Source organism: Acidovorax sp. KNOB132, assembly GCF_057541515.1.
This window is the reverse complement of record NZ_BAAJYT010000016.1, coordinates 15935-37128: the sequence shown is the minus strand read 5'-3', so window position 1 is coordinate 37128 and position 21194 is coordinate 15935. Positions and strand designations below refer to the sequence as shown.

The 21194-nt window shown below is 60.2% G+C and carries 21 protein-coding genes; 11 read left to right on the top strand and 10 right to left on the bottom strand.

The window, feature by feature from the left end:
- Positions 1 to 17 precede the first annotated feature (17 nt).
- Positions 18 to 977 carry a Bug family tripartite tricarboxylate transporter substrate binding protein gene (locus tag AC27IO_RS04795; protein WP_272563979.1) on the bottom strand — a complete coding sequence of 320 codons (960 nt, stop codon included), beginning with the start codon at positions 975 to 977 and terminating at the stop codon, positions 18 to 20.
- A gap of 130 nt (positions 978 to 1107) precedes the next feature.
- On the opposite strand from AC27IO_RS04795, the gene AC27IO_RS04790 reads away from it, so the two are divergent.
- The 5 genes from AC27IO_RS04790 (at position 1108) to AC27IO_RS04770 (ending at position 5373) form a co-directional block, all read left to right on the top strand.
- The gene (locus AC27IO_RS04790) at positions 1108 to 1791 is read left to right on the top strand and encodes a response regulator transcription factor (RefSeq protein ID WP_272563980.1); all 684 of its coding nucleotides are present in this window, start codon (positions 1108 to 1110) and stop codon (positions 1789 to 1791) included.
- A complete protein-coding gene (locus tag AC27IO_RS04785) occupies positions 1788 to 3248 on the top strand; it encodes a sensor histidine kinase (RefSeq protein WP_498737596.1) in 1461 nt (486 codons plus the stop codon). The genes AC27IO_RS04790 and AC27IO_RS04785 overlap by 4 nt, the downstream gene beginning before the upstream one ends.
- Positions 3245 to 3664, top strand: coding sequence for an RNA-binding S4 domain-containing protein (locus AC27IO_RS04780; protein ID WP_317357458.1), 420 nt, complete (start codon positions 3245 to 3247; stop codon positions 3662 to 3664). Before AC27IO_RS04785 ends, AC27IO_RS04780 begins: the two co-directional genes overlap by 4 nt.
- Positions 3665 to 4462: 798 nt before the next feature.
- Positions 4463 to 4909 carry a hypothetical protein gene (locus AC27IO_RS04775; RefSeq protein ID WP_284428751.1) on the top strand — a complete coding sequence of 149 codons (447 nt, stop codon included), beginning with the start codon at positions 4463 to 4465 and terminating at the stop codon, positions 4907 to 4909.
- Between the two features lie 284 nt (positions 4910 to 5193).
- Entirely contained in the window at positions 5194 to 5373 is a 180-nt protein-coding gene (locus tag AC27IO_RS04770) for a hypothetical protein (protein ID WP_284428752.1), read from the top strand.
- Between the two features lie 105 nt (positions 5374 to 5478).
- Here the strand turns inward: AC27IO_RS04770 and AC27IO_RS04765 are convergent, their stop codons facing one another.
- Complete coding sequence (locus AC27IO_RS04765; protein WP_317354213.1) at positions 5479 to 5859, bottom strand: hypothetical protein; 381 nt, start codon at positions 5857 to 5859, stop codon at positions 5479 to 5481.
- A gap of 327 nt (positions 5860 to 6186) precedes the next feature.
- Positions 6187 to 7827, bottom strand: a complete 1641-nt coding sequence (locus AC27IO_RS04760; RefSeq protein ID WP_498737593.1) for a jacalin family lectin — start codon at positions 7825 to 7827, stop codon at positions 6187 to 6189.
- Positions 7828 to 8364: 537 nt separating this feature from the next.
- Here AC27IO_RS04760 and AC27IO_RS04755 point away from each other — a divergent pair.
- The gene (locus AC27IO_RS04755; protein ID WP_498737591.1) at positions 8365 to 9585 is read left to right on the top strand and encodes a tyrosine-type recombinase/integrase; all 1221 of its coding nucleotides are present in this window, start codon (positions 8365 to 8367) and stop codon (positions 9583 to 9585) included.
- 23 nt (positions 9586 to 9608) lie between these two features.
- Here the strand turns inward: AC27IO_RS04755 and AC27IO_RS04750 are convergent, their stop codons facing one another.
- From AC27IO_RS04750 to AC27IO_RS04740, 3 genes are read right to left on the bottom strand one after another with little or no spacing between them, the layout of a single operon-like run.
- On the bottom strand, positions 9609 to 10781 hold the full coding sequence (locus AC27IO_RS04750; protein WP_498737589.1) for a serine hydrolase domain-containing protein: 1173 nt from the start codon (positions 10779 to 10781) through the stop codon (positions 9609 to 9611).
- Positions 10778 to 11821 carry a dienelactone hydrolase family protein gene (locus tag AC27IO_RS04745; RefSeq protein ID WP_498737587.1) on the bottom strand — a complete coding sequence of 348 codons (1044 nt, stop codon included), beginning with the start codon at positions 11819 to 11821 and terminating at the stop codon, positions 10778 to 10780. Before AC27IO_RS04745 ends, AC27IO_RS04750 begins: the two co-directional genes overlap by 4 nt.
- A 37-nt stretch (positions 11822 to 11858) precedes the next feature.
- Positions 11859 to 12986, bottom strand: a complete 1128-nt coding sequence (locus AC27IO_RS04740) for a hypothetical protein (protein ID WP_498737585.1) — start codon at positions 12984 to 12986, stop codon at positions 11859 to 11861.
- Positions 12987 to 13044: 58 nt separating this feature from the next.
- Here AC27IO_RS04740 and AC27IO_RS04735 point away from each other — a divergent pair, with 58 nt between their 5' ends.
- Entirely contained in the window at positions 13045 to 13509 is a 465-nt protein-coding gene (locus AC27IO_RS04735) for a helix-turn-helix domain-containing protein (protein ID WP_498737584.1), read from the top strand.
- Positions 13510 to 13521: 12 nt separating this feature from the next.
- Here the strand turns inward: AC27IO_RS04735 and AC27IO_RS04730 are convergent, their stop codons facing one another.
- From AC27IO_RS04730 to AC27IO_RS04715, 4 genes are all read right to left on the bottom strand, one after another.
- A complete protein-coding gene (locus AC27IO_RS04730) occupies positions 13522 to 13983 on the bottom strand; it encodes a hypothetical protein (protein WP_498737582.1) in 462 nt (153 codons plus the stop codon).
- Complete coding sequence (locus AC27IO_RS04725; RefSeq protein ID WP_498737580.1) at positions 13980 to 14723, bottom strand: hypothetical protein; 744 nt, start codon at positions 14721 to 14723, stop codon at positions 13980 to 13982. Before AC27IO_RS04725 ends, AC27IO_RS04730 begins: the two co-directional genes overlap by 4 nt.
- Positions 14713 to 15102 carry a type I restriction endonuclease subunit M gene (locus AC27IO_RS04720; protein ID WP_498737578.1) on the bottom strand — a complete coding sequence of 130 codons (390 nt, stop codon included), beginning with the start codon at positions 15100 to 15102 and terminating at the stop codon, positions 14713 to 14715. The genes AC27IO_RS04725 and AC27IO_RS04720 overlap by 11 nt, the downstream gene beginning before the upstream one ends.
- Positions 15103 to 15244: 142 nt before the next feature.
- On the bottom strand, positions 15245 to 15553 hold the full coding sequence (locus AC27IO_RS04715) for a hypothetical protein (RefSeq protein WP_498737576.1): 309 nt from the start codon (positions 15551 to 15553) through the stop codon (positions 15245 to 15247).
- A 42-nt stretch (positions 15554 to 15595) separates the two neighbouring features.
- On the opposite strand from AC27IO_RS04715, the gene AC27IO_RS04710 reads away from it, so the two are divergent.
- Genes AC27IO_RS04710 through AC27IO_RS04695 form a run of 4 tightly spaced genes read left to right on the top strand, consistent with a single transcriptional unit; the run spans position 15596 to position 21186 of the window.
- Complete coding sequence (locus AC27IO_RS04710) at positions 15596 to 16009, top strand: hypothetical protein (protein WP_498737574.1); 414 nt, start codon at positions 15596 to 15598, stop codon at positions 16007 to 16009.
- A gap of 57 nt (positions 16010 to 16066) precedes the next feature.
- On the top strand, positions 16067 to 17029 hold the full coding sequence (locus tag AC27IO_RS04705; protein WP_498737572.1) for a DUF4007 family protein: 963 nt from the start codon (positions 16067 to 16069) through the stop codon (positions 17027 to 17029).
- Positions 17022 to 20351 (top strand): ATP-binding protein, encoded by a 3330-nt coding sequence (locus AC27IO_RS04700; RefSeq protein ID WP_498737570.1) that lies wholly within the window; start codon positions 17022 to 17024, stop codon positions 20349 to 20351. The genes AC27IO_RS04705 and AC27IO_RS04700 overlap by 8 nt, the downstream gene beginning before the upstream one ends.
- Positions 20344 to 21186, top strand: a complete 843-nt coding sequence (locus AC27IO_RS04695; RefSeq protein ID WP_498737568.1) for a phosphoadenosine phosphosulfate reductase domain-containing protein — start codon at positions 20344 to 20346, stop codon at positions 21184 to 21186. Before AC27IO_RS04700 ends, AC27IO_RS04695 begins: the two co-directional genes overlap by 8 nt.
- The last annotated feature ends 8 nt before the right edge of the window (positions 21187 to 21194 follow it).

The window sequence follows — 21194 nt, the reverse complement described above, 5'->3', positions numbered from 1 at the left end:
GTGGGCAACACCGGGGGTCAGACCATGCCGGCCTTGACCATCGTGGCGCGCAGGCTGGCGAACTCGGCATCGACGAACGCGCCGAACTCATCGCCGGCCAGCCACGCGGGCGTCCAGTCGTTCTTCTCCAGCGACTCGGCCCAGCTCTTGCTCTTGAGCGCCTTGGCCACCATGTCCACCAGGCCCTTGCGCTGCTCGGCCGAGATGCCCGGGGCGGCGTACACGCCGCGCCAGTTGCCGATCTCCACGTTGATGCCCTGCTCCTTGAGCGTGGGCACCGAAGAGCCCTTCAGGCGCTGGCCCGAGGTCACCGCCACCGGCACCATCTTCTTGGTGTTGATGTACTCGGCCATCTCGCTGTAGCCGCCACCGCCGATGGTCACGTTGCCGCCCAGGATGGCCGCGATCGCCTCGCCGCCTCCGCGGAACGCCACGTAGTTGATCTTGGCCGGGTCCACACCGGCTTCGCGGGCGATCATCGCCGCGGCGATGTGCTCGGTGGAGCCGCGCGAGCCGCCGCCCCACTTCACGCTGCCAGGGTCCTTCTTGAGCTGGGCGATCACGTCACCCATGGTCTTGAAGGGCGAGCTGGCCGGCAGCACGAACACGTTGTATTCGCTGGTCAGCCGAGCGATCGGCGTGGCCTGCGACAGGTTCACGGGCGGCTTGCCCGTGATGATCCCGCCCACCATCACCGAGCCCATCACCATCAGCGCGTTCGGATCGCCCTTGCTGGAGTTGACAAACTGCGCCAGGCCGATGGCGCCGGCCGCGCCGCCCTTGTTGTCATAGGTGACGGACGAGGCCACGCCGGCGTCCTGCAGCGCGCGGCCCAGGGCGCGGCCCGTGGTGTCCCAGCCGCCGCCGGGGTTGGCCGGCAGCATCATCTTGACGGCGGTGGCAGCGCGGGCCGACAGCGGCAGCGCGCCGGCCGCGGCCAGGGCCGCCAGGGATTTGAGGAAGGTGTCACGGCGCATCGTTGTCTCCTGGATTCATAGTTGTACGAACGGGCTGATGATGCGCGCCGTTCCTGTCAAACGGCTGTCCGCGCGCTCAGGGTAAACACCCATCTTCGGCGCCGCTGCGAGCGGTGCTAAGGTGCCGCGCATGCAACTGCTTCTCGTGGAAGACGACCCGGCCATGCAGGCCACGCTGCAACGCTCCCTGACCCGCCGCGGCATGGAGGTCACGGCCCTCGGCGATGGCCGCGCCGCCCTCGCGCAATGGACCGCGCGTGCCCCGGATGCCGTCGTGCTGGACCTCACCCTGCCCGGCCTCGACGGCCTGCAGGTGCTGCAGCAGGCGCGTGCCAAGGGGCTGCGCACCCCGGTGCTGCTGCTCACCGCACGCGGCACCGTGGGAGACCGGGTGCTGGGCCTGAACGCCGGCGCCGACGACTACCTGCCCAAGCCCTTCGACCTGGACGAACTGGAGGCGCGACTGCGCGCGCTGGTGCGCCGGACCGGCGAGGCACCTGAGGCCAAATCGGCCTCCAGCACAATCAACATCGCGGCAGTGCGCTACGAAAAAGATAGCGGCGCCATCTACCTGGGCAACGAGGTCATGGAGTTCACCCCGCGCGAACTGGCCCTCATGCACGCCCTGCTCGCCCAGCCCGGCCATGCGGTGACCAAGGAGCGCCTGTACGAACTGGTCTTTCCCGGGCAGCTCGACGTGCAGTACGAGGCCATCGAGGTCGTCGTCTACCGCCTGCGCAAGAAGCTGGTGGGCACCGGCCTCACGCTCATGACCCTGCGGGGGCTGGGCTACCTGCTCAAGGCCGATGCATGAAGCGCGCCGACGCGCGCCCCCGCACGCGATCGCTGCGCCGGCAACTGCTGGTGGGCATCCTGGTGCCCGCCTCGCTGTTCATCGCCTACAACACACACAGCCTGTACCGGCAGACACTGGCCTCGCTGCACACCGCCTATGACCGCACGCTGCTCGCCTCGGCCAAGAGCATCAGCGAGCAGATCGACGTGACCGGCTACGACGACGCGGCCCAGCTGCGTGCCATCGTTCCGTACTCTGCGCTGGAGGCTTTCGAGGCAGACAACCAGAGTCGCATGTTCTACCGTGTGTCCAACCTGCACGGCGGACTCGTATCGGGGTTTGCCGAGTTGCCGTTCTGGCACGGCAGCATTCCTGCCCGTCCGCCGTATGCCGCGCTGGTGGACTTCTACGACGACCAGTTCCGCGGCCGCCCCGTGCGCGTGGCCGTGCTGCTGCAGCCCGTGGCCACGCCCCAGGGCCGCGGCATGGCCGTGATCCAGGTGGCGGAAACGCTGGAGTTGCGCCAGACCCTGGCCCTGCAGATCCTGTGGACCACGCTGGCGCGGCAGGCACTGCTGGTGGTGGCCATCGGTGTCATCGTGGTGCTGGTGGTGCAACAGGCCACGCGCCCTGTGCGGCAGCTCAGCGCGCGGCTGCAGAACCGGCCCGAGGACGACCTGCGCCCCATCTCCGCGCCATCCGCGCCGCGCGAACTGCAGCCGCTCATCGACGCCACCAACCACGTCATGCTGCGGTTGTCGTACCTGCTGGCGCACCAGAAACGCTTCGTGCGCGATGCCTCGCACCAGTTGCGCACGCCGCTGGCCGTGCTCAAGACCCAGGTGCAGTCCGCGCTGCGTGGCGACGCGCCCCCGGAGCAGGCGTTGCATGAGATCAGCGACACCGTCGAGCGCGCCACCCAGTTGGCCAACCAGATGCTCGCGCTGGCCAAGGTCGAGCAACTGCGCCAGCAAAGCGCCCCACCCGTCACCCGGCTGGATGACGAGCTGCGGGCAATCGCCCTGGAACTGTCGCCCCTCATCGCCCAGCGCGACCTGGACTTCGGCATCCACACCGACCCCGCCCCCGTGCAGGCGCACGAATGGATGCTGCGCGAACTCACCCGCAATCTGCTGCACAACGCGATCCGACATACACCGGTGTCCGGCATGTTGTCGGTCGAACTGCGCACGGACGGGCGCCACGTGGCGCTGACCGTGGCCGACAGCGGCCCGGGCATCGATGCCGAATTGGCGCAGCGCCTGTTCCAGCCGTTCTCGGCCGGCGACGTGCGCACCGGCTCCGGCCTGGGACTGGCCATCTGCCAGGAGATCGTGCAGGCGCTGGACGGACAGATCGAGCTGTCCAACCGGATGGACGGCACACGGGTTGTCGGGCTGGATGCGGTGGTGCGCCTTCCGTTGGCATCGGCCGACAATCCGCAGCCCGCCGATCGGAAGAAAATGGCCGCATGAACGCTCCCGAATCGATGCGCCTGGACAAATGGCTGTGGTGTGCCCGCTTCTATAAAACCCGCTCGCTGGCCGTGGAAGAGATCGGCAAAGGCCGCGTGACCGTCAATGGCCAGGCGGCCAAGGCAGCCCGAGAACTGCGGGCCGGTGATACCGTCGACCTGCGCCAGGGCCCCACGCATCGGACCGTGCGGGTGCGCGCACTGAGCGGTATGCGTGGCCCCGCGCCCGTGGCACAACTGCTTTATGAAGAAACGGTGGAAAGCATCGCCGCCCGTGAAAACGCCGCGGAGCAGCGCCGCCTGGCGCCCGAACCCGCCGCCAGCCTGCACGAAGGCCGGCCTACCAAGCGGGATCGCCGCAGCATCGATCAGGCGCGTGATTGGGGCAGCCGCTGGAGCGCGTCGGCCGACGATTGACCGATGGCTTCCCGGCGCCATGCCGAGGAAACCCACTGCGCCAAAAGAAATGCCCGCACAGGGGCGGGCAAAGTCGGGCAGGCATTGCGGCCTGGTCACAGCCCGAATTCCTTAGGGGAGGCGATGCCCCGTCCGGTGGAATCCATTTTGAGCACGACCCTTACTCTCCGCTGACAGCACAAAAAAGAATGCCCGCACGAGGCGGGCAAAACTTGCTAAAGAGCAAGAAAGGGAGGTGTCGGCTGGAGGTGCCGACGGGATGAATCATAACGCGCTCATGCATAAAAAAAGCAAGTCTATCGTTTCGCCTGTCGGAATTTGAGAAATATGCTAATCCTGGCTTCATGGCCTCGCAAATCAATGCACCTTCGACACGACTTTTGTCAACTGCGCTGATTTGCCGCCACGAATGTGCAGAGCGCTCCAGATTTATCGAATTGTCACAAAAGAAGCAGATGGTTTCACAAAGCCATGCATGCCTGACTTTCGACTCAGGTTTCTCCTACGCACTGTTTCGTGGTGAAAGCGCAACCTTGAATGCACAGAAGGCGTTTCAAGTGCATTTGTTTGTTCACCAGAGAGACCCAAGGAAACAGCGATGCCCATTGACCATTCTTCGGAAGACGAACGAAGTCGGCAGCCAATCGAAACATGGGTTCATTCCGCCAAGCCATGAAAGGTGAGCTGCTGCCCCCACCATCCGAGCAAAACGCAGGCGCGTTGAACCTCTTTTTTTTATTCCACTGAATGAAGCCGGGCCAAGAGGCTCCAGCCATTGCAGCAACCCCACTCCATACCATGGACAACTATCCGGCAAGGAGCGCGAAACATCGCGGCCTCATGCAACAGTTCACTCCCTTGAACCTCTCCACCGACTGGGCGGAGTACAACGTGGTCAAAGCCCGTGGCATCCGAATCGTGGCCTTGTCCGGCCAAGCCGCTTACTCGGCCAACGGCTACACGGTACAGAATGCAGCGGGCTGCATCGAGATCACCGGGGGAAAAGTTGGTGTGCACGGCACCATGCTGATGATCGGATTCACCCTGGATGCAGCAGTGCCGCCGCCTGCGTTCGAAATTCTGTCGGGCGATGCGATCGGCATGATGACACTTCCGGCCCATTGTTTTGCCGCCTATGCCGCGATTGCAAACACCACCGGCGCGCACTTTCGCATTGGCGCGGATGGGATGCTCAATGCCTTGGCAACGGACGCGGCCTCGCTATACCTGACATCTGCCACCTGATGAATTTTCGGTCGCTGAAAACTTTTGGAAAGCCAGCGGTCAATCGGTGGAGTTGACATGCGCTGGCCTCACTTACCGCATCTCACAGGGTGTATCGGGCCCCTCGAACTATCATCGTTTCGCCTGGCCAGGTGACGGGGTCTCAGGCCAACGCCGTGTCCACTCGCGGTGAAGGCGTTTGTGCTCAGCGCGCGCGCGCCGGGTGCACTCACCCTGTCTTTTTTTTGTGGTTGGAGAAAGCAACTCCACAATGCAAGGCTTCAACCACTCTCCACTCCATTTCGATGCGCGAACAACTGACAGCACGGCTTGCACAGCTCAAGAGCGAGCTTTCTGCGGGCGAACAGCAACTCCGGCAATTGGAAGCACGGCAATCTGAACTCAGCCATACCTTGATGCGCATCCGCGGAGCGATCCAGGTTCTGGAGGAGTTGGAACAGGAAACCGCCCCCCGGAGCGACTGAGCACAACGACGCCAACACGCTCTGCGCGCCTACAGAGCCGCCCATTACCAGTGGACAGGCCACCGATTGATGGTGGTTGCCCATGGGGTTCAGATGCGCGCCGAGTCAGCGCGGCAAAACGGTATTGGGGGTCTTGCCCGCGTCATGCGTCGGTTGCTCATCGGCTGATGGGGCATCTGGCTCGACCAGACTTCCCGCAGCAGCCCCGCCCAACGCGCCCGCCACAGCACCGGCAGTGCCGCCCACGAACACGCCGACAGGCCCTGCCACCGCTGCACCAACGGCCGCGCCTGCGGCCGTACCAGCCATGACACCGCCGCCCATCAGCGAAGATTTCGATTCGCGCTCGGCCTCTTCAGGCGACAGCGCATATTGGGCGGCCACGGCCGGGTCCTGCGAAGGAATGCCGTGACCGGGACGGGCCTGCTCGGCCAGGTCAGAGCCGGCAGGTCTTGTTTCAGCCAGGGGCGTATGGGATGCGTTCATGGTGGGCTCCTTTGAGGTGGTCGCTTCGCAGGCGAAATGCCCGCTGCCATTCCGTTGTAAAGAGCCCGTCCCCCACGCCTCGCCGTCCCGAACACCGAGTGGATGTCGGACGACACGCAATCGCGGCAAATCACTTGACTCAGGTCAGTTCTGGCTGCGCATGCGCTCGACGCGCAGTATTTACCCAGCTCCTGAACTGTACCCAAAGCCGCTGTAGTACCACTCTTTCGAATCCATTCCGTGAGCGCGCGAACCGAACGGCCTTATGGGCTGAGCGTTGCGCAATGGGCGACGACGTCGCCCTCCCGCCGGAACGAAAAAACCGCGTCAGTTCAGCAGAACGGGCTTTTCCGGCAATGGCAAAGTGCAGTACCAGTGGAAAGTTAGCACCTTCAAATTGCACCCCGCAGTGGTGCCGTTCAAGCTGTACCCCGACAGTCCAACCATCCGGCCGTCGGCCGTTCCTTCAGGCGGATGGGAGTCGAACCCACTATTTCCAGGGCTTCCGGCGAGAAAGCTCTGTCCGTTATCAGCCGTGAAGCCCAACGCGTTGATCAAAGTGGAAGAGCGACCTTTTGAGTTAATGATGCTCTGGCCAGCGGCCAGTGTGACCTCGAACGGGGCGGCATTCGTATCACCAGTGCGGCCCTGCACACCGGTGGAGGTGCCGTCTATAAACACCTCCAACGAATCGATCAGGTCACCCGCGCGCACTCGCACCTGAGTGATCCGCTTGCCATCATCCGCTACCGCGCTGAACCTCGCACTTTCCTGAAAATCGCCGTATGGCCCATCCAGATAAACCACTTCAGGCGCTCGAATGGGTGTGACATTGTCGGGATTAGCCCAACTCCAGAGCTGAGTCTGAGCGGTGTTCTGATCGATCTGCCAAGCCAATTCGTTTGTCACCACCTCAGTGTGCTTAGCTGCCGCGTACTCGGCACGCCTCTTGGCTCCACCGCTGTATTCCTCCACACCTCGCCATCCACTGTAAGTGTCGTACGGCGTCCACTTATCGACGGTGATCGAGCTATTGTCCTGCAGCTTGATCATGGTTGACCGCAGCGCCAGCAGCTCAGCACGTGCTGCGGCGATGGCCGCTTGGTATGCATCAATCTTCTCCTGCAACCGGCGTACTCGTTTAGCGCGTTCATCAGGGCTAAGCGGGTCACCAAATATTTCCTCATGGAACAGGATTTCCTCCCGCATGGTGAGCAACATGATCGAGCCGAAGGGCAAAGAGAACTTGAGGGTTTTCTGAGGATCCTCCACGTCAAGAAAACTCGGCTCCAGGAAATCCAGCGTGTTAATCAGCGCTGTGAAATTTCCTGCACGCTCCGATTCTGTCGACTCCACATAGTTGCGCATCACGTTGTAGAGGCCTTGCAGCTTAATGGTGAGCTCTTTATCGATAAGCTGGTCATACACCGTGCCGACCACCTGACTGATGTAGTTTTGAAAGCTGGCCCAAGCCTGCTCTTTGTTGGTTCGGGGATCGGGCCAAAGACCGTACACCATGGTCTTGAGCGCAGCGCCCACGACGGGGACCAGCATCAACGCCGAGCCGAGAGCCGTGCGGAAGAAGTTGTTGATGGTAGAGGCTGAGACCACACCGTCGTTGTCCTCAACGGCCCAGGTCACCGTTGTCGGTGCAGGAAAGGACGCCGGTTGATAATCGTAGAGCTTGAAGCTGTCGATAGTGCCGCCCATTCCGTACACGTCCAAGTCTTCAATCGTCTGGTTGGGATAGAAATAGGCCGTCTTGCCGCCGTAATCATCATCTTTGAATACCTGAATCCACGCTCTCGAGCCTAGTACAAGGGAATCGGTTTCGTCGCCCCCCTTTTCGCCCGTCGAGAATATGTAATCGTTCAGATCTGACACCTCTAGCGGACCGTCGAAACGCTTCGTTCCGCCGCTCATTTTCTCTCCGTCGTAGAACTGCACCCAGCAACCGTCAGTAGCCATTGGTTTCTCCCTTTTAGATAGAGCGCTTTCGCGAGTGGTGACCCTCCGATTTTCTTAACCGGATGCGTCACTGACGATCATATAGAGGGGTCATGGATACAGGGAGGAATCAGCACGGGCACAGTGTCCAGGTCATGTGGCGCGACTATGCGAAATGGATTCCGAATGCTGCCAAAGCGTCCAACCTTGCCGCCGGGAACCTATCGCTTGGGGTGTCGCCAACTCACACCACACACTCGATCCAGGTTCAATTCAGGCCGCCTGATGTGCGGCCCAACGCACCAAAGAGAAAAGCCCCAAGTGAATCAATCACTTGGGGCTTTTGCATCTGGCGGAAACGGAGACCGTTTCCAGACACATCTCAAGATATACCGTAGCGACTCGCGTGGACTCAAAAAACCATTGCAAGCCAATCTATGTCCAGTCGCGAGCGAAAAAACGCCGCCTCACGAAATCTCGTTGCATAACGCACTGTCTAATCGCCAATTATGGTTAGAACCATGGTTATGATCACGCATTCGATTGACGGACATAACTATGAGCAGAGCACGGGACCGCCTTACAGCCTTGGCTGTGAGGAATTTGAGCAAGCCAGGCTTCTATCACGACGGCGGAGGCCTGTATTTACAAGTCAGTCGTTTTGGAACCAAGTCTTGGATTTTGCGATACACCATTGACAAGAGAACCCGAGATATGGGGCTTGGCCCCCTCGCGGACTGGACTCTTGCTGAAGCCCGGGAGCGCGCAAAACAATACCGCCAGTTAGTAGACGACAGACGAGACCCCATAGAGCACCGCCTCGCAGAACAGAAGGCCCGCAAAGAGGAGCGAGACAACCGCAAGACTTTCGAGGAATGCGCAATCGCGTGCCACGAAGACAAGCACACGCTTTGGAAAAATGCAAAGCACAAGGCTCAGTGGATCAGCACGTTGAAGAACTATGCGTTTCCGGTCATCGGATCAATGAACGTCGCGAGCGTAGGAAAAAAAGAAGTAGCGAAGGTTCTTGAGCCCGTATGGCTTGAGAAGCAAGAGACCTCAAGCCGTGTCCTGCAGCGCATACGGCTGGTGCTTGGGTGGGCTTCTGCACACGACTACTACCCTGGCTATGACCTAAAGATGTGGGAAGAATTGCTAAACCTGCTCCCTGGCCGGCCGAAGAAGAAGGAAGTACACCACTCGTCGTGTCCGTATAGTGAGGCAGGTGCATTGATGACGGCATTGCGACAGTCGAACGTCTCTGATACCTTAAAGCTGTGCTTTGAGTTCACCGTGCTGACAGCAGCTCGTTCTGGAGAGGCACGTGGCGCTTTGAAATCAGAAATCGACCTCGGCGCCAAGATGTGGGTCATCCCCGACAACCGAATGAAGATGGACAAAGCCCATTCCGTACCATTGTCTGATCGAGCAATTGATGTCTTGAAACAAGCCTTTCGCCTCGCGCCAGACAGCGCGTTGGTGTTTCCTAATCTGAGCAGTAACCAGCCACTTAGCGATCAAGCCTTCACCAAGGTAGTCTTGCGCGAGAACTTGAAAGTTCCGTATACGGCGCATGGATTTCGCTCCACTTTCCGGACTTGGGCCGGCGAGCAGACCACCTATCCACGGGAGGTGTGCGAACTAGCCTTGGCCCACAACATCATGGACAAAGTTGAAGAAGCGTACGCGCGAACAACATTCGTTGAGCAGCGCCGCCATCTCATGCAGGACTGGGCAAACTATCTTAGAGATACAGCATTGCAGGCGCCTGAAACTTAGTTCTTTGGCGAGGAGCGAGCGCGTCAATACCCCCGCCCCCAGTCTCGCGCCAGCTCATACACCTCCGGCATCCACGCCTCCCGGCTGGAGAAAACCACCACCATCCGGTCATTGCCATAGTTCCAGCCAATGCGCTGGCCACCCCAGCCAGTGGCCCATGCCGAGCCCGGCGCCGTGCTGTTTTCCGTCCACATGAGGTAGCCATAGCCCCCGAACATCCGTCCATGCTTGCGGGCCGCAGGATTGCGATCGTTGCTGATCTGCTTGGTCATCGCGGCCTTGACGAAGTCGCCAAAGCAATCTGACTTTTTGGACGACTCCTTTACCCATACGGCAAACCGCATCCAATCTTCCATGCGCAACCGCATACCGGAGTCTCCCAGGCCGTTCTTGGCACGGTCTTGCGAGTACAGCCCCGGGTGAGCGGCGCCCATGGGGTTCAGCACCTGCTCTTGAATCCACTGGCTCAGCGGCATGCCGGTTGCGCGGCTGACCATGAGGCCGAGCGTCATGGGGTCCGTGGACTTGTACGCGAACGCCTCTCCGGGCTTGTACTCGGAGAACGCACCACGCGCAGCCTTGGAGATGCGATCAGTAGCAATCAACTCAGCGAGATTCAGCAAGCCTTGGTTCCAATCCTTGGTCTGCTCCGGCGTCCAGATGGTGCTGTCCCCGTTCTGCTCTGCTGCACCCGACGCCATGCGCAGCAGATCGTGCACCGTGGCGTTGCCCAGCGCCTTGCCCTGCAGTTCCGGCAGTACGTCGCCGGCCTTGGACTGCAGCGTGAGCTTGCCCGCGCAAATGGCTTGCCCCGTTGCCATCGCCGTGACCGTCTTACCCATGGACATGCCGAAGAACAGCGATTCGGAGTCGGCCGGGGCGTTGAACGCAGAGTACACGATGGAGTTGCCGTCCATCAGTGCAAAGGCTTTGGCAGGCCGTTGGCCAACCAGGGCGCGAGCGCGGTCCACAAGAGCCTTTTCTCCAGCCGATGGCGCGCGGGTGTTGAGCGTGCTCGGGGTCGGGCTGGGCTGCGTGATTTGAAACCAGCGCGGGCCGGTCTTGGCCAGCAGCCATTCGTCAGGTGCTGCGGCGCCACCATCAGCCACCGGAGTGACTTGCGCCATGGCCTGTGCGCAGAAAGCCATGGCTGCAGCCGCCAGCAGCCGCAGGGAGTGTTTGGTGGCGAGCTTCATTGGATGCCTTTCAGAAATGCCAGAACGTCTTTCACAGCTTGCTCGCGGGCCTTGTCGTTGCTCTCCACCGTGATCCAGGAGGTCTGCTTGCACTTTGGCATGTAGGCGTTCCATTCTTTGTCGTCGGTGAACGTCTTCCCCGAGACTTTGTCGTGCGCTGGCCCCCAACTGCTGCGGTCGTTGGCGCCATAGGGCATGCGCACATCCATCGAGCAGAGATTGACGTTGCCTTCGTTGTACTTCTTCCAGGGCTGGTTGAGCCGGTCAAAGACGTGCGTGGCACCCGGATAGACCCTGTAGCTGACCGGATGACCTGCCGCTGCGTACTCGTCGGCTAATTCCATGCAGGGTTTGGCGGGGGTCATGTCGTCTTTCTCGCCCAGCACCATCAAGATAGGAGCCGGTAGCTTGCTGTGCTGATCCACCCGGTAGCGCATGTTGCAGCCGGGATAGACCGCCACGCCGCCCGCCCATTTCACATTGGCGGGCAGCACATGCTGCTGGTAGGTCGGCCATGCGGCATCCATCAAGGCCTGCCCGCCACGCGACCAGCCCATGTGGAAGATGCGGTTGCTGTCGATCTGCGGATGGGTTGCCAGTAGCTTGAGGGCGTATAGGGCATCCGTGGTGTTCGCCATGGTGTTCCAGCTCAACTGCTTGGTGGGGCCGGTCACGCGGTCCTCGCCGCGTGGCTTGAAGCTGTCCACCACGAACACGGCATAGCCCGCGTTGTTCAGCGCCTTGGCCCATACATCGAAGTACACGCTGCTGACGCCCTCACTGCCGTGTGAGAACACCACCGCTGGCACCTTGCCGTCCGCTGACTTTGACGGCATCAGCAGATCACCGAAGACCGTGACCTCGGGACCCAGTCGGCCACGGATCAGAGCCCACCGATGGTCGGGCGTGGAAGAGGTGAACTCGATGCGGCCGGATTGACCGCCACTGAGGTCCGCGAGGGGGGCGGCAGTGACGGCGGTTGCAAAGCACGCGGCTACGGTCGCCGCGATGAATGATCTAAACCAAACTCTTGCTGTCATTCTTGACCTTTGTTTTTCACAGAAGTGTTGTGCTGGCTCAGGGCAGCGAGAGGCCCCGGCTGTCTTGGCTCAGCCCCATCTTCTGGAACTGCGCAGCGCTGAAGCTGGACATGGCATCGCTTTGGCAGCGCAGGTCAGCGATGCGTTTGCCGCTCTGCTCCGCCAGAATTCCCCGGCGTGGAGAGTCGCCGCCTTCACCTGCGTAGACCACATAGCGGTAGTTGCCCTTGTCGAACGACACAAAGCTCACCGGCCTGCCATCTGGCGCTGTCTGCGCGCCGTGCTGGAAGGCCGCAGCAGCCCCGGCGCTCGGATACTCCATCTCCGGTACACCCTCCGATGGCGCGAGCCGGTACACCAACTGCTCGGCCGTGGCAGTGCGGCTGCTGCAGACCGAAGCGCGTTTCTTGCCGGTAGAACACGCGAAGATGGGCGTCTCCGAAGCCGTGCACAGATGCGGTACGGTGCCTGCAGGAGCTGCGGCGATAACTGCAGCAGGCGCCTGTGCTTCGGCTTGCTGTACGGCCGCAGACGTCTCAGGTGCTGCTGGTGGCGGAACGCTCGGTGCCTGTTGCGCAACCGGCTGTGCTTCTGCGGTCTTGGCCTCAGCGGCTTTCGGCGCAACACCTTCCATCTGGTCAAACTCGGCTTCGCTCTTGTCAAAAACCCTCAGCATCGCCAGATCGTGGAACAGGCCCATGAACGGTAGATGACCTGTGAGCTTGACCAGAACCTCCTTGCTGTCTTCTCTGCGCTGCACGGTGTAGGTCACGTTGCCTTTGATCGTGTTGCCATCCAGCCCGGCCCCTTGCGGTTCATAGGTGCCTCGCAAGTGGTTGAGCATGCGTTGATCGGCGGGGATTGCGTCTTGCGGCATCACCGTGGTCAGGACCGCAGTGCACGTTTTCTTGCCTGCCGCTTCATCGGTGCTGGCCGTGGTGATAGCCTCCACCGTGACTTTGGTGTCCTTACTTGTGAACTGCACGCGGCGCTGCCGCTCCGGGCTCATGCTGGCGTGTTCCTTGTCAAAACTCTGCTGGTAAATCTGCTGGACGAGTGACACGGTAGCCGAGTCCGCGCATGAGGGTGTCTTGTCACCGCAGCCCGCCAAGATGGCGGCAAGTGCTGCGGTGAACGTCACTGCAAAACTTCTCCGATAGCTCATTTTTCTCTTCCTGAAGGTTGTAAGTAATTGTGCCTCTCAAGGAACATTTTGGCATGCAATGCTCCTTTTAAGACGTTTCCTCGGTAGGCGCATTTCGAGAGCCTGTGGCGCATGTCACGGACTGCTCAACAGAAAAAAAGATGCCGACAGCGAACTGCTGGTTCAGCGCCGCCGCAAAGTGCGGCACATACCAAATACCATCACCCAAGCTATTGGCAAAAACCTGCGGCACTTCCGTGAGCAACACGGGATGACACAACTGGAACTGGCGATGACGGCCGAGGTGGAGCGCACACGCATCTCGAAGCTGGAACTTGGTTTGGTAAATCCCAGTGTCTTGACCGTGGCTACGATCTGCCACGTACTGGGCATCACGCTGGCTGATCTATTTGCCGATATTCGACTTGCGCATCCGCCGACCACGGAAGGAGGACCACTACGCAGAGCCAATCAAGCTGTGCTCGACAAAAAGCCGCAGGTCCGCCAGAGTTCCAAAGGGAGGCCCAAGGCCGGTACCACATAAGTGCGAGAACAGTCAGCCGCTGGCATTCATGACCACTGTCAGTCGCATCACGTCCACCAGGGCCGGGTCAGGCGCCGCAGCAAACCACAGGTTGGTCGGGCGTGAACTCAATGCACCATTGATCGCGCTGGAGACCGCTGCGCAGTGTTGCAACTGCAGTCTGAGACCATCGCCGCGCAGCACCACGATAGCCGTCGCCAGATGCACTGACTGCTCGTGCTGCGCAATGGCATCGCAGCAGTCATTGATCATGGTCCGCAAATCACGGCCGCGGCCCGTGGCGACATAGCTCCAAGGCGAGTGCCCCCATTCGGCCAGTGCACGACGCAGATCACCCCAGTCCAAAGCAGGCATGGCGTCTGGCTCCGTCGCCGCCAACAAATCTTGGTGGACTTGCGCAAAACAGCCTGCCACGTGAGCGGGTATGCCGGACAGCGCCAGCATCTTCAGCCATTGGCGCCGATTGACCGTCATGGCGTCCTTCGCACGCGCACCGCGGCCTGCAGATGCACCTCTTCTGGGTGCCAGGCCAGCGATTCATAGAGCCAAGTCACCGGACGCGGTCTGCCGGTCTTCTCGGACTTGGCTGGTCGCTTCGGCACGGCATGGCCTTTGAGCCGCAGCCGTGCGTTGTGCGCCGCGAAGACGGGGCCGTCTGTGGCCGGATCGAGCAACAGCACAGTATCAACCTGGTGCCGCTGGTCCACGAAGGCCCCTTCCGCCCCTACCGCTAGGGTCCAATGCTTGGTGCGTGCATGCCGCACAGAATGCAGCACCAGCGCCACCAGCGAGCCTTGCATCAACCAGTCGAGTACATAGGCATCCACGGCGTCGTGAGGGCCGTACTTCGCCGTGAGTTCCAGGGGCAAGCCAAGGCTCTCGAAGCGCTCCACCCAATCTGGAGCATAGATTCCCGAGAAAAATGTGTCGCCGAACGCTCTCCAGACTGCGGCTGCTACTCCGTGCTTTCTGTGACTCATGTTGGCTAGCGCACTCGGCTTTGCAAGCGTTGTGATGCTGAGAATGGCTGCGATGACATGCACTCCGCAAGCACTATCGAGCGGTGACTGCTGCACAAAGGGCTGCACCGGCTCGGCTCGCTGAGCCTTCACCGTGAGGGCGTGTCCGGTGATCAGAGCCGGATGTACTCGCTGGAACCGATAGGACACAGCCGGGCGATTCATTGGTATCGCTTTGGGCATTTCAATACTCATCTGGACGAAGCAGCGTGGTCACACTTCTATCAGCCTCGGTGATGATGCATACCGTGGGAAGCGAAGAGCGTTTTTCTCTGGGCGTTGCAACCAGCCGCTCTGCATCCACCAGCCGATAGCAGCCCAGAACCCGCAGGCGGCGGGTGACGGCAAATTCGTTCTCGGCGCGGTCCTCTTCACAAAGATCGCCGCCGTCGCATTGCACGTGGCGGCTGATCAAAGCGGCCGCGCTGATGCAGGCCCTCTGAAGTAGCTCCAAAGCCCCGGGCGTAGCGACGATCTGACCCAGAGGAAACCGGGCGCTGCTGGAGTAGATGATGGTCGTCGCGGTCGGCTTGGGAGCCGCCGCATTGGATCTGGAATCGGGTGTTGTGGTCATAAAAACCTCCGTAGGTAGGGAACGAAACAGAACGGTGAAACAAACGGGCGTGCGTAGTCCTCCGCAAACGAGTACCGGATAGAAAACGCAGGTAAGAGAAATCAGCGCGGCCGCAGACCAGCAGCCGAAGAGAGAAGAAGCCTCAGCGAGAAGCCGTCAATGAAACATGCGCTTGGCACAGCGCGGTCAGCAGATGAAGGTCCGAAACGTAGGGTTGCTCGATCCAGTCTGCAAACCGGTCTGTGGCCGACAGCCACCCGCTCAGAAGTGATGGAATTTCTCCATCAGTAGACATGCCATCAAGGAAGCCCCAGATATGCAACCGGCGCGATGCGACAGCATCACGAACAGTATCCACGGGCATCTCGCACAAAAGCGCCAGCACGTAGCAGCCATGGGTCGCGTCGCGCAGGGGGATGACCGGCAAAATCGCTTGGCCGAAGCGTCGCACGCAGTACGACCAAAGTAGCCATTGAAACTCAACGGCGTGAGATTGAGCAAGCTCGTCAGCGAATCAAGATTCGTGGCAATGTATGACCTAGTTGCTAGTGGAGGTCGTGTGATCTTCTCGAAGCAAGCTGCCAGTACGGCAGGGGCTTTTGGCATCGACAACTCAACAGGATTTCCGTCTCCGTCCCTCTGCAGAAAGTTAGGAAGGTCGTCGGCGAAGACCGGCATTTTTTTTGTAGCCGAGTTCGCGCCAGCACATCTGCTCAACGCTGCGACTGGCGGAGATCAATTTTTCACCATTCAGCAACGAGGGCAGTACAGAACCGATACGAAGCAACAGCACGCTCATGCTATGACGATGGAGCGCGACATTCACCGAGTCCGCTGTACGCATTGGATGCAAATATGGCAAAGTTATATTATATTTGATTTTTATAACGAAAAAATCATAAAATGAGATAAATACTGCACTGATTTGCTCTTTAACTGTATAAATTCACATATATTTCTTCGCATGAACGAACTGGTGGACTCCACCAGTTACACTCATTCAATGAGAACGACCGCCAACTTCGCGAGCTCTGTGCATTTTTCAGGACATGAGACTTTTCCGCTTCGACAGATGTGGTTGAAGAAAGCATTCGATCAATCCGTCGGAGGGTTCGTATCAAAAAGTACGTTCACTGACGAAGACGCGATTGCCTCATTCGGGGTGGGCAAAAACATGGTTGCTTCAATTCGTCATTGGGCAATAGCCTGTGATGTGCTACGCGACTCAGAGACCGATTCGCGCGCCTTTAAAGTCTCCCCGATCGCGGAATTAGTTTTCGCAGACGATGGGTTAGACCCATACGCAGAACACCCGTCAACAGCGTGGCACGCACATTGGTGGCTCGCAGGCAAAGGCCATAGAGCCACCACATGGCGATGGCTTTTCAATAACGTAACCGCCCCAACCTTCACGCGGCAAGAGCTTGAGGGCCCTCTAGAAGACTTCGCACGCAAGCTCGATCCCAAGCGTCGCCTATCGGCCTCAACGCTCTCGCGCGACTTGGAGACTTGCCTTCGCAGCTACGCCCCGCGTTTTGCAGGCGGCTCCCCCGAAGATTTTGCCGAACCTCTACTTGGAGAGCTTGGCCTGTTGCAAGAGGTCCACAAAGGCCAATATGCTTTCCGCCGAGGCCCCAAGGTCACGCTGCACGACGGGCTCTTTGCTTATGCCCTTCTCGACTATTGGGACAGCGCAGCAGAAGGCCTGAGCTCCATGGCGTTCGAGACGATTGCCTATGGCGATGGCTCGCCGGGCCGTGTTTTCAAGCTCGACGAAGATTCGGTGGCAGAGCGGCTGATGGGCCTTGCCGACCTCACGGACGACTTCCTGGCTTGGACCGACACAGCGGGCCTGCGCCAAGTCCACAAGAAACCCGGCGACTCCGAAGAGACGCGCCGAGACATGATTCGAAGAGCCTATGACTGACGACAAAGGCCAATTGCTATCGGACTTCGTCCGCATATCCCGCCACTACCAACGCTCGATCCGCGTGGACGCGGACTTGGGCCGCCTCGATGCCCTTGCGGGCTACATCTGCCACTCGACCGCCACCTCCATCTTGGAGAACATGGCTCGGCAGGTGACGGAGACCAATCAACGCTCGTTCACCTGGACTGGACCTTTTGGAGGCGGAAAGTCTTCGCTTGCCGTGGCTATAGCGAGCGCACTGCATACCGAAAAGAACCTTAGAACCCAAGCCCGCACTGCACTCAAGCTAGGCTCGATGCCCTCTTTCGACAAGGCATTCCCCGTTCGGAAGGGGTGGCTTTTGGTGCCGGTGGTGGGTAAGCGTGGAAGCGTTATCGCTGAGCTCAACGCCGCGCTCAGAAAAGCAAAGGGTAAGGGCACGGACAACCGCAAGGTGTCGCCGACCAACTTGATCAATGAGCTAGTTCAAACGGCTGAGGATCGCTCGCAAGATGGGGTGCTAATCATCCTCGACGAAATGGGCAAGTTCCTCGAGGCTTCGGCGCTCGGGCATGGTGACGATGTCTATTTCTTCCAAGAGCTCGCCGAGGCCGCGGCCCGCGCCAATGGCAAGCTGGTCGTCGTCGGCGTGCTGCACCAATCCTTCGCCCAATATGGTGCGCGGCTGGGCACCGACACCCGCGACGAGTGGGCCAAGGTCCAGGGCCGTTACATCGACTTGCCTTTTGTCGCCGCGAGCGACGAGGTCGTGGAACTCATTGGCCGAGCCATCGAGGCCGAGCGTCGCCCTGAATGGATGCTCGACGCGTCCAACACCATTGCCGACTCCATCCGCTCGCGCCGTCCCGCTGTCGGTGCAAAGTTTGCCGACGCGCTGGCGACTTGCTGGCCGCTGCATCCGGCCATGGCCGCGCTACTTGGACCAATCTCCAAGCGACAGTTTGGGCAAAACGAACGAAGCACCTTCGGCTTTTTGGCATCAGTGGAACCTCACGGCTTTCATTCCTACTTGCAAGCTACGCCGATCAAGTCCGCCACTTGGTATCGCCCGGACAACTACTGGGACTATCTGCGCTCAAATCTGGAGCCCGCGATCCTCGCCTCGCCCGACGGCCATCGTTGGTCGCAAGCGGTTGAAGCCATCGAGCGCACCGAAGCCAAGACAGGCAATCCGTTTCTGGTCGAATTGATCAAGAACATCGCCGTCATTGATTTGTTCCGCAACGGCTCGGGCTTGGCTGCCGACATGGCGGTCCTGGGCGCGATCTTTTACAAACTACCCTTAACGGAAATCGAGAAGGGGCTCGAAGAGCTTGCACGCATGCGCGTGGCCCTCTTCAAGAAGCACATTGGAGCTTGGTCCGTTTTTGAGGGCAGCGATTTCGACATCGACGCGGCTATCGCCAAGACACTGGCCGCCTCGCCTGGCGTCGATTACAACCACCTCGCCCAACTCATGGGCCTGCACCCGGTAGTGGCTAAGCGCCACTATCACGAGACCGGCACGATGCGCTGGATGAACCTCTCGCTGAGCAAGCTCGACGAAGCCGAGCGCATGGCAGAGAAGTACACACCATCAAAGGGAGAGTTCGGCCTATTCGCCCTCGCTCTACCCGGACGAGGCGTGGGCGCCAAGTCTGCTCATCGCAGAGCAGACGAAGCCTCCCGGCTTGCCCCATGGCCTGTGTTGGTCGGCATCCCGCGCAACCATGCTCGCATTGAGGAGCTTGGCGCAGAACTGATGGCCCTTGAAGCGGTCAAAGAACGGCACGAGTTGCAAGGCGACGCCGTCGCGCGCCGCGAAGTCCATGCGCGCTTGGCGGCAGTCAAAGCGAACCTCGAGGAGCAGCTTCAAGCCGCAGTGACTGACGTGCAGTGGTTTGACGGAAGCGAAGATTCCATCGAAGTCGGTGCGCGACTCTCCCCCATCGCGTCCGACCTCGCCGACGAAATCTATGGAAGCTCGCCGCTGGTCTGGAGTGAATTAGTCAATCGCGACAGCGTATCGAGCAACAGCGTCAAGGCGCGCCGCGATCTGCTGCACCGAATGCTTTCGCACGAGAGGGCCGAGCATCTTGGCATTGAAGGATTCCCCGCTGAGCGTGGCCTTTACGAGACGTTGTTGCGTACCACCGGCTTGCACCGTGAAGTCAGTGAGGGCCAGTGGCGCTTCGTGCCTCCCGACTCGGACGGCGAAACGCGCTTTGCCGGCATCTGGCAAGCGACTCGCGACATGTTCGTGGACTCGTCGTCCCGGGTGAAAGCCTCCGACATCCTCGAGCGCTGGTCAGCGCCCCCCTTTGGCGTAAAGACGGGAATTCAGTCCGTCATCCTCGTCGCCTTCCTCCTTGCGCATCAATCCAATGTCGCTGTCTACAAAGACGGGATGTTCATTCCGCGCCTGACCGATGCCGACATTGATGAATACCTGCAAGACGCCAGCCGCTTCTCGCTGCGTTGGGTCGTAATCGATGAGGAGAAGGCCCGCATTCTGAGTGGTATCGCCAACATCCTGGCCGAAGTGGGACACGCCGCCGAGGCGCGTGACCCACTTGAAGCAGCGCGCGGCCTGGTTGCGCTCGTTTTCAACCTGCCGGTGTGGGCCCAGCGCACTCATAAGCTTACCGAAGGTGCCCGAGCCATTCGAGACACGTTGCTCAAAGCGAGCGACCCCCACAAGGTCTTGTTTGTCGATCTGGTGGCTTTGCTCGACACCAGCAATGGCGACGCGTATGTGGAGGCCTTGCGCAGCCCCATTGCCGAATTGGCGGGCGCATACGAGGCCATGCTTAGAAGCATTGACTCGGCCATGCTCGAAGCCCTAGACGCGCCCCTAACCCAGCTCGACCGACTGCGGGCACGCGCCGAGGCCGTTGCCGGCATCACTGGCGACCTCCGCCAAGACTCTTTCGCGACGCGCCTGGCCAAGCATGACGGCAGCATGGTCAGTATTGAGGGCATCTTGAGCTTGGCGGCCAACAAACCACCGCGCGACTGGACTGACCGCGACATCGATGCAGCGACGCTCGAGATTTCCAAGGTTGCGTTGCGGTTTAGGCAGGCCGAGGCTTTTGTTTCGGTCAAGGGCCGCAAGCCCAACAGCGAGGCCTTTGCAGTGGTCATCGGCGCTGGCGCTGGCGCCAAGATGATTTCGCGCTCGTTCGACATCACCGACCGACACCGCCAGGCCGTGGAATCAAAGGCCGACGAAATCGCATCCCAACTCAGAAAGCAAGGCTTAGGAACCGATGTGCTGCTCGCCATTCTGGCCAAGGCGGGCATGCGACTGACGGCCGACGAGGAGGAAAACCATGGCTGAGCGCCACGTTCTCGGAATCTCGGGTGGCAAGGACAGCGCGGCGCTTGCCGTGCACATGCGGCAAGCCCACCCCGAGCTCGATATCGAGTATTTCTTCACCGATACGGGCGAAGAGCTGCCTGAGGTGTATGAGTTCTTGGGCCGCCTCGAGGGTTACCTCGGCAAGTCCATTGAGCGCCTCAACCCTCGGCGCGACTTTGACTTTTGGCTGCGCGAATACAATCATTTTTTGCCCTCGCCTCAAACGCGCTGGTGCACCCGCAAGCTTAAGCTGACGCCGTTTGAACAATGGGTCCGGCCCATGATCGCGGGCGGCGACAGGGTCACGTCGTATGTGGCCATCCGAGCTGATGAGGACTATCGTGAGGGCTACTCGTCCAAACAAGATGGCCTTAGCGTCTCTCTGCCCTTCCGAACCGCTGGCATTGACAAAGCTGGCGTGATGGACATCCTTGAATCGTCCGGGGTGGGCTACCCGAAGTATTACGAGTGGCGCTCGCGAAGCGGCTGCACATTCTGCTTCTTCCAACAGAAGATCGAATGGGTCCGCCTCAAAGAACGCCACCCCGACAAGTTCGAAGAGGCCAAGGCGCTGGAGAAAGACGCCTTGGAGCACGGCTCTCCATTCACCTGGTCCTCTGGCGAGTCGCTGTCCGAACTGGAGCAACCCGAGCGGGTCGCCCAAATCGTTGCTGACTTTGAGAAGCGCAGGGAGCGCTCCCGCGCGGTGATCCCGATCAACCCGCTTCGCCCAATCCGCTCATGCCCCGAGGACATCGACGATGTCTATGGCGAAGACGAAGGCAACGGGTCTTGCGTGATTTGTCACAAGTAATAAGTCGC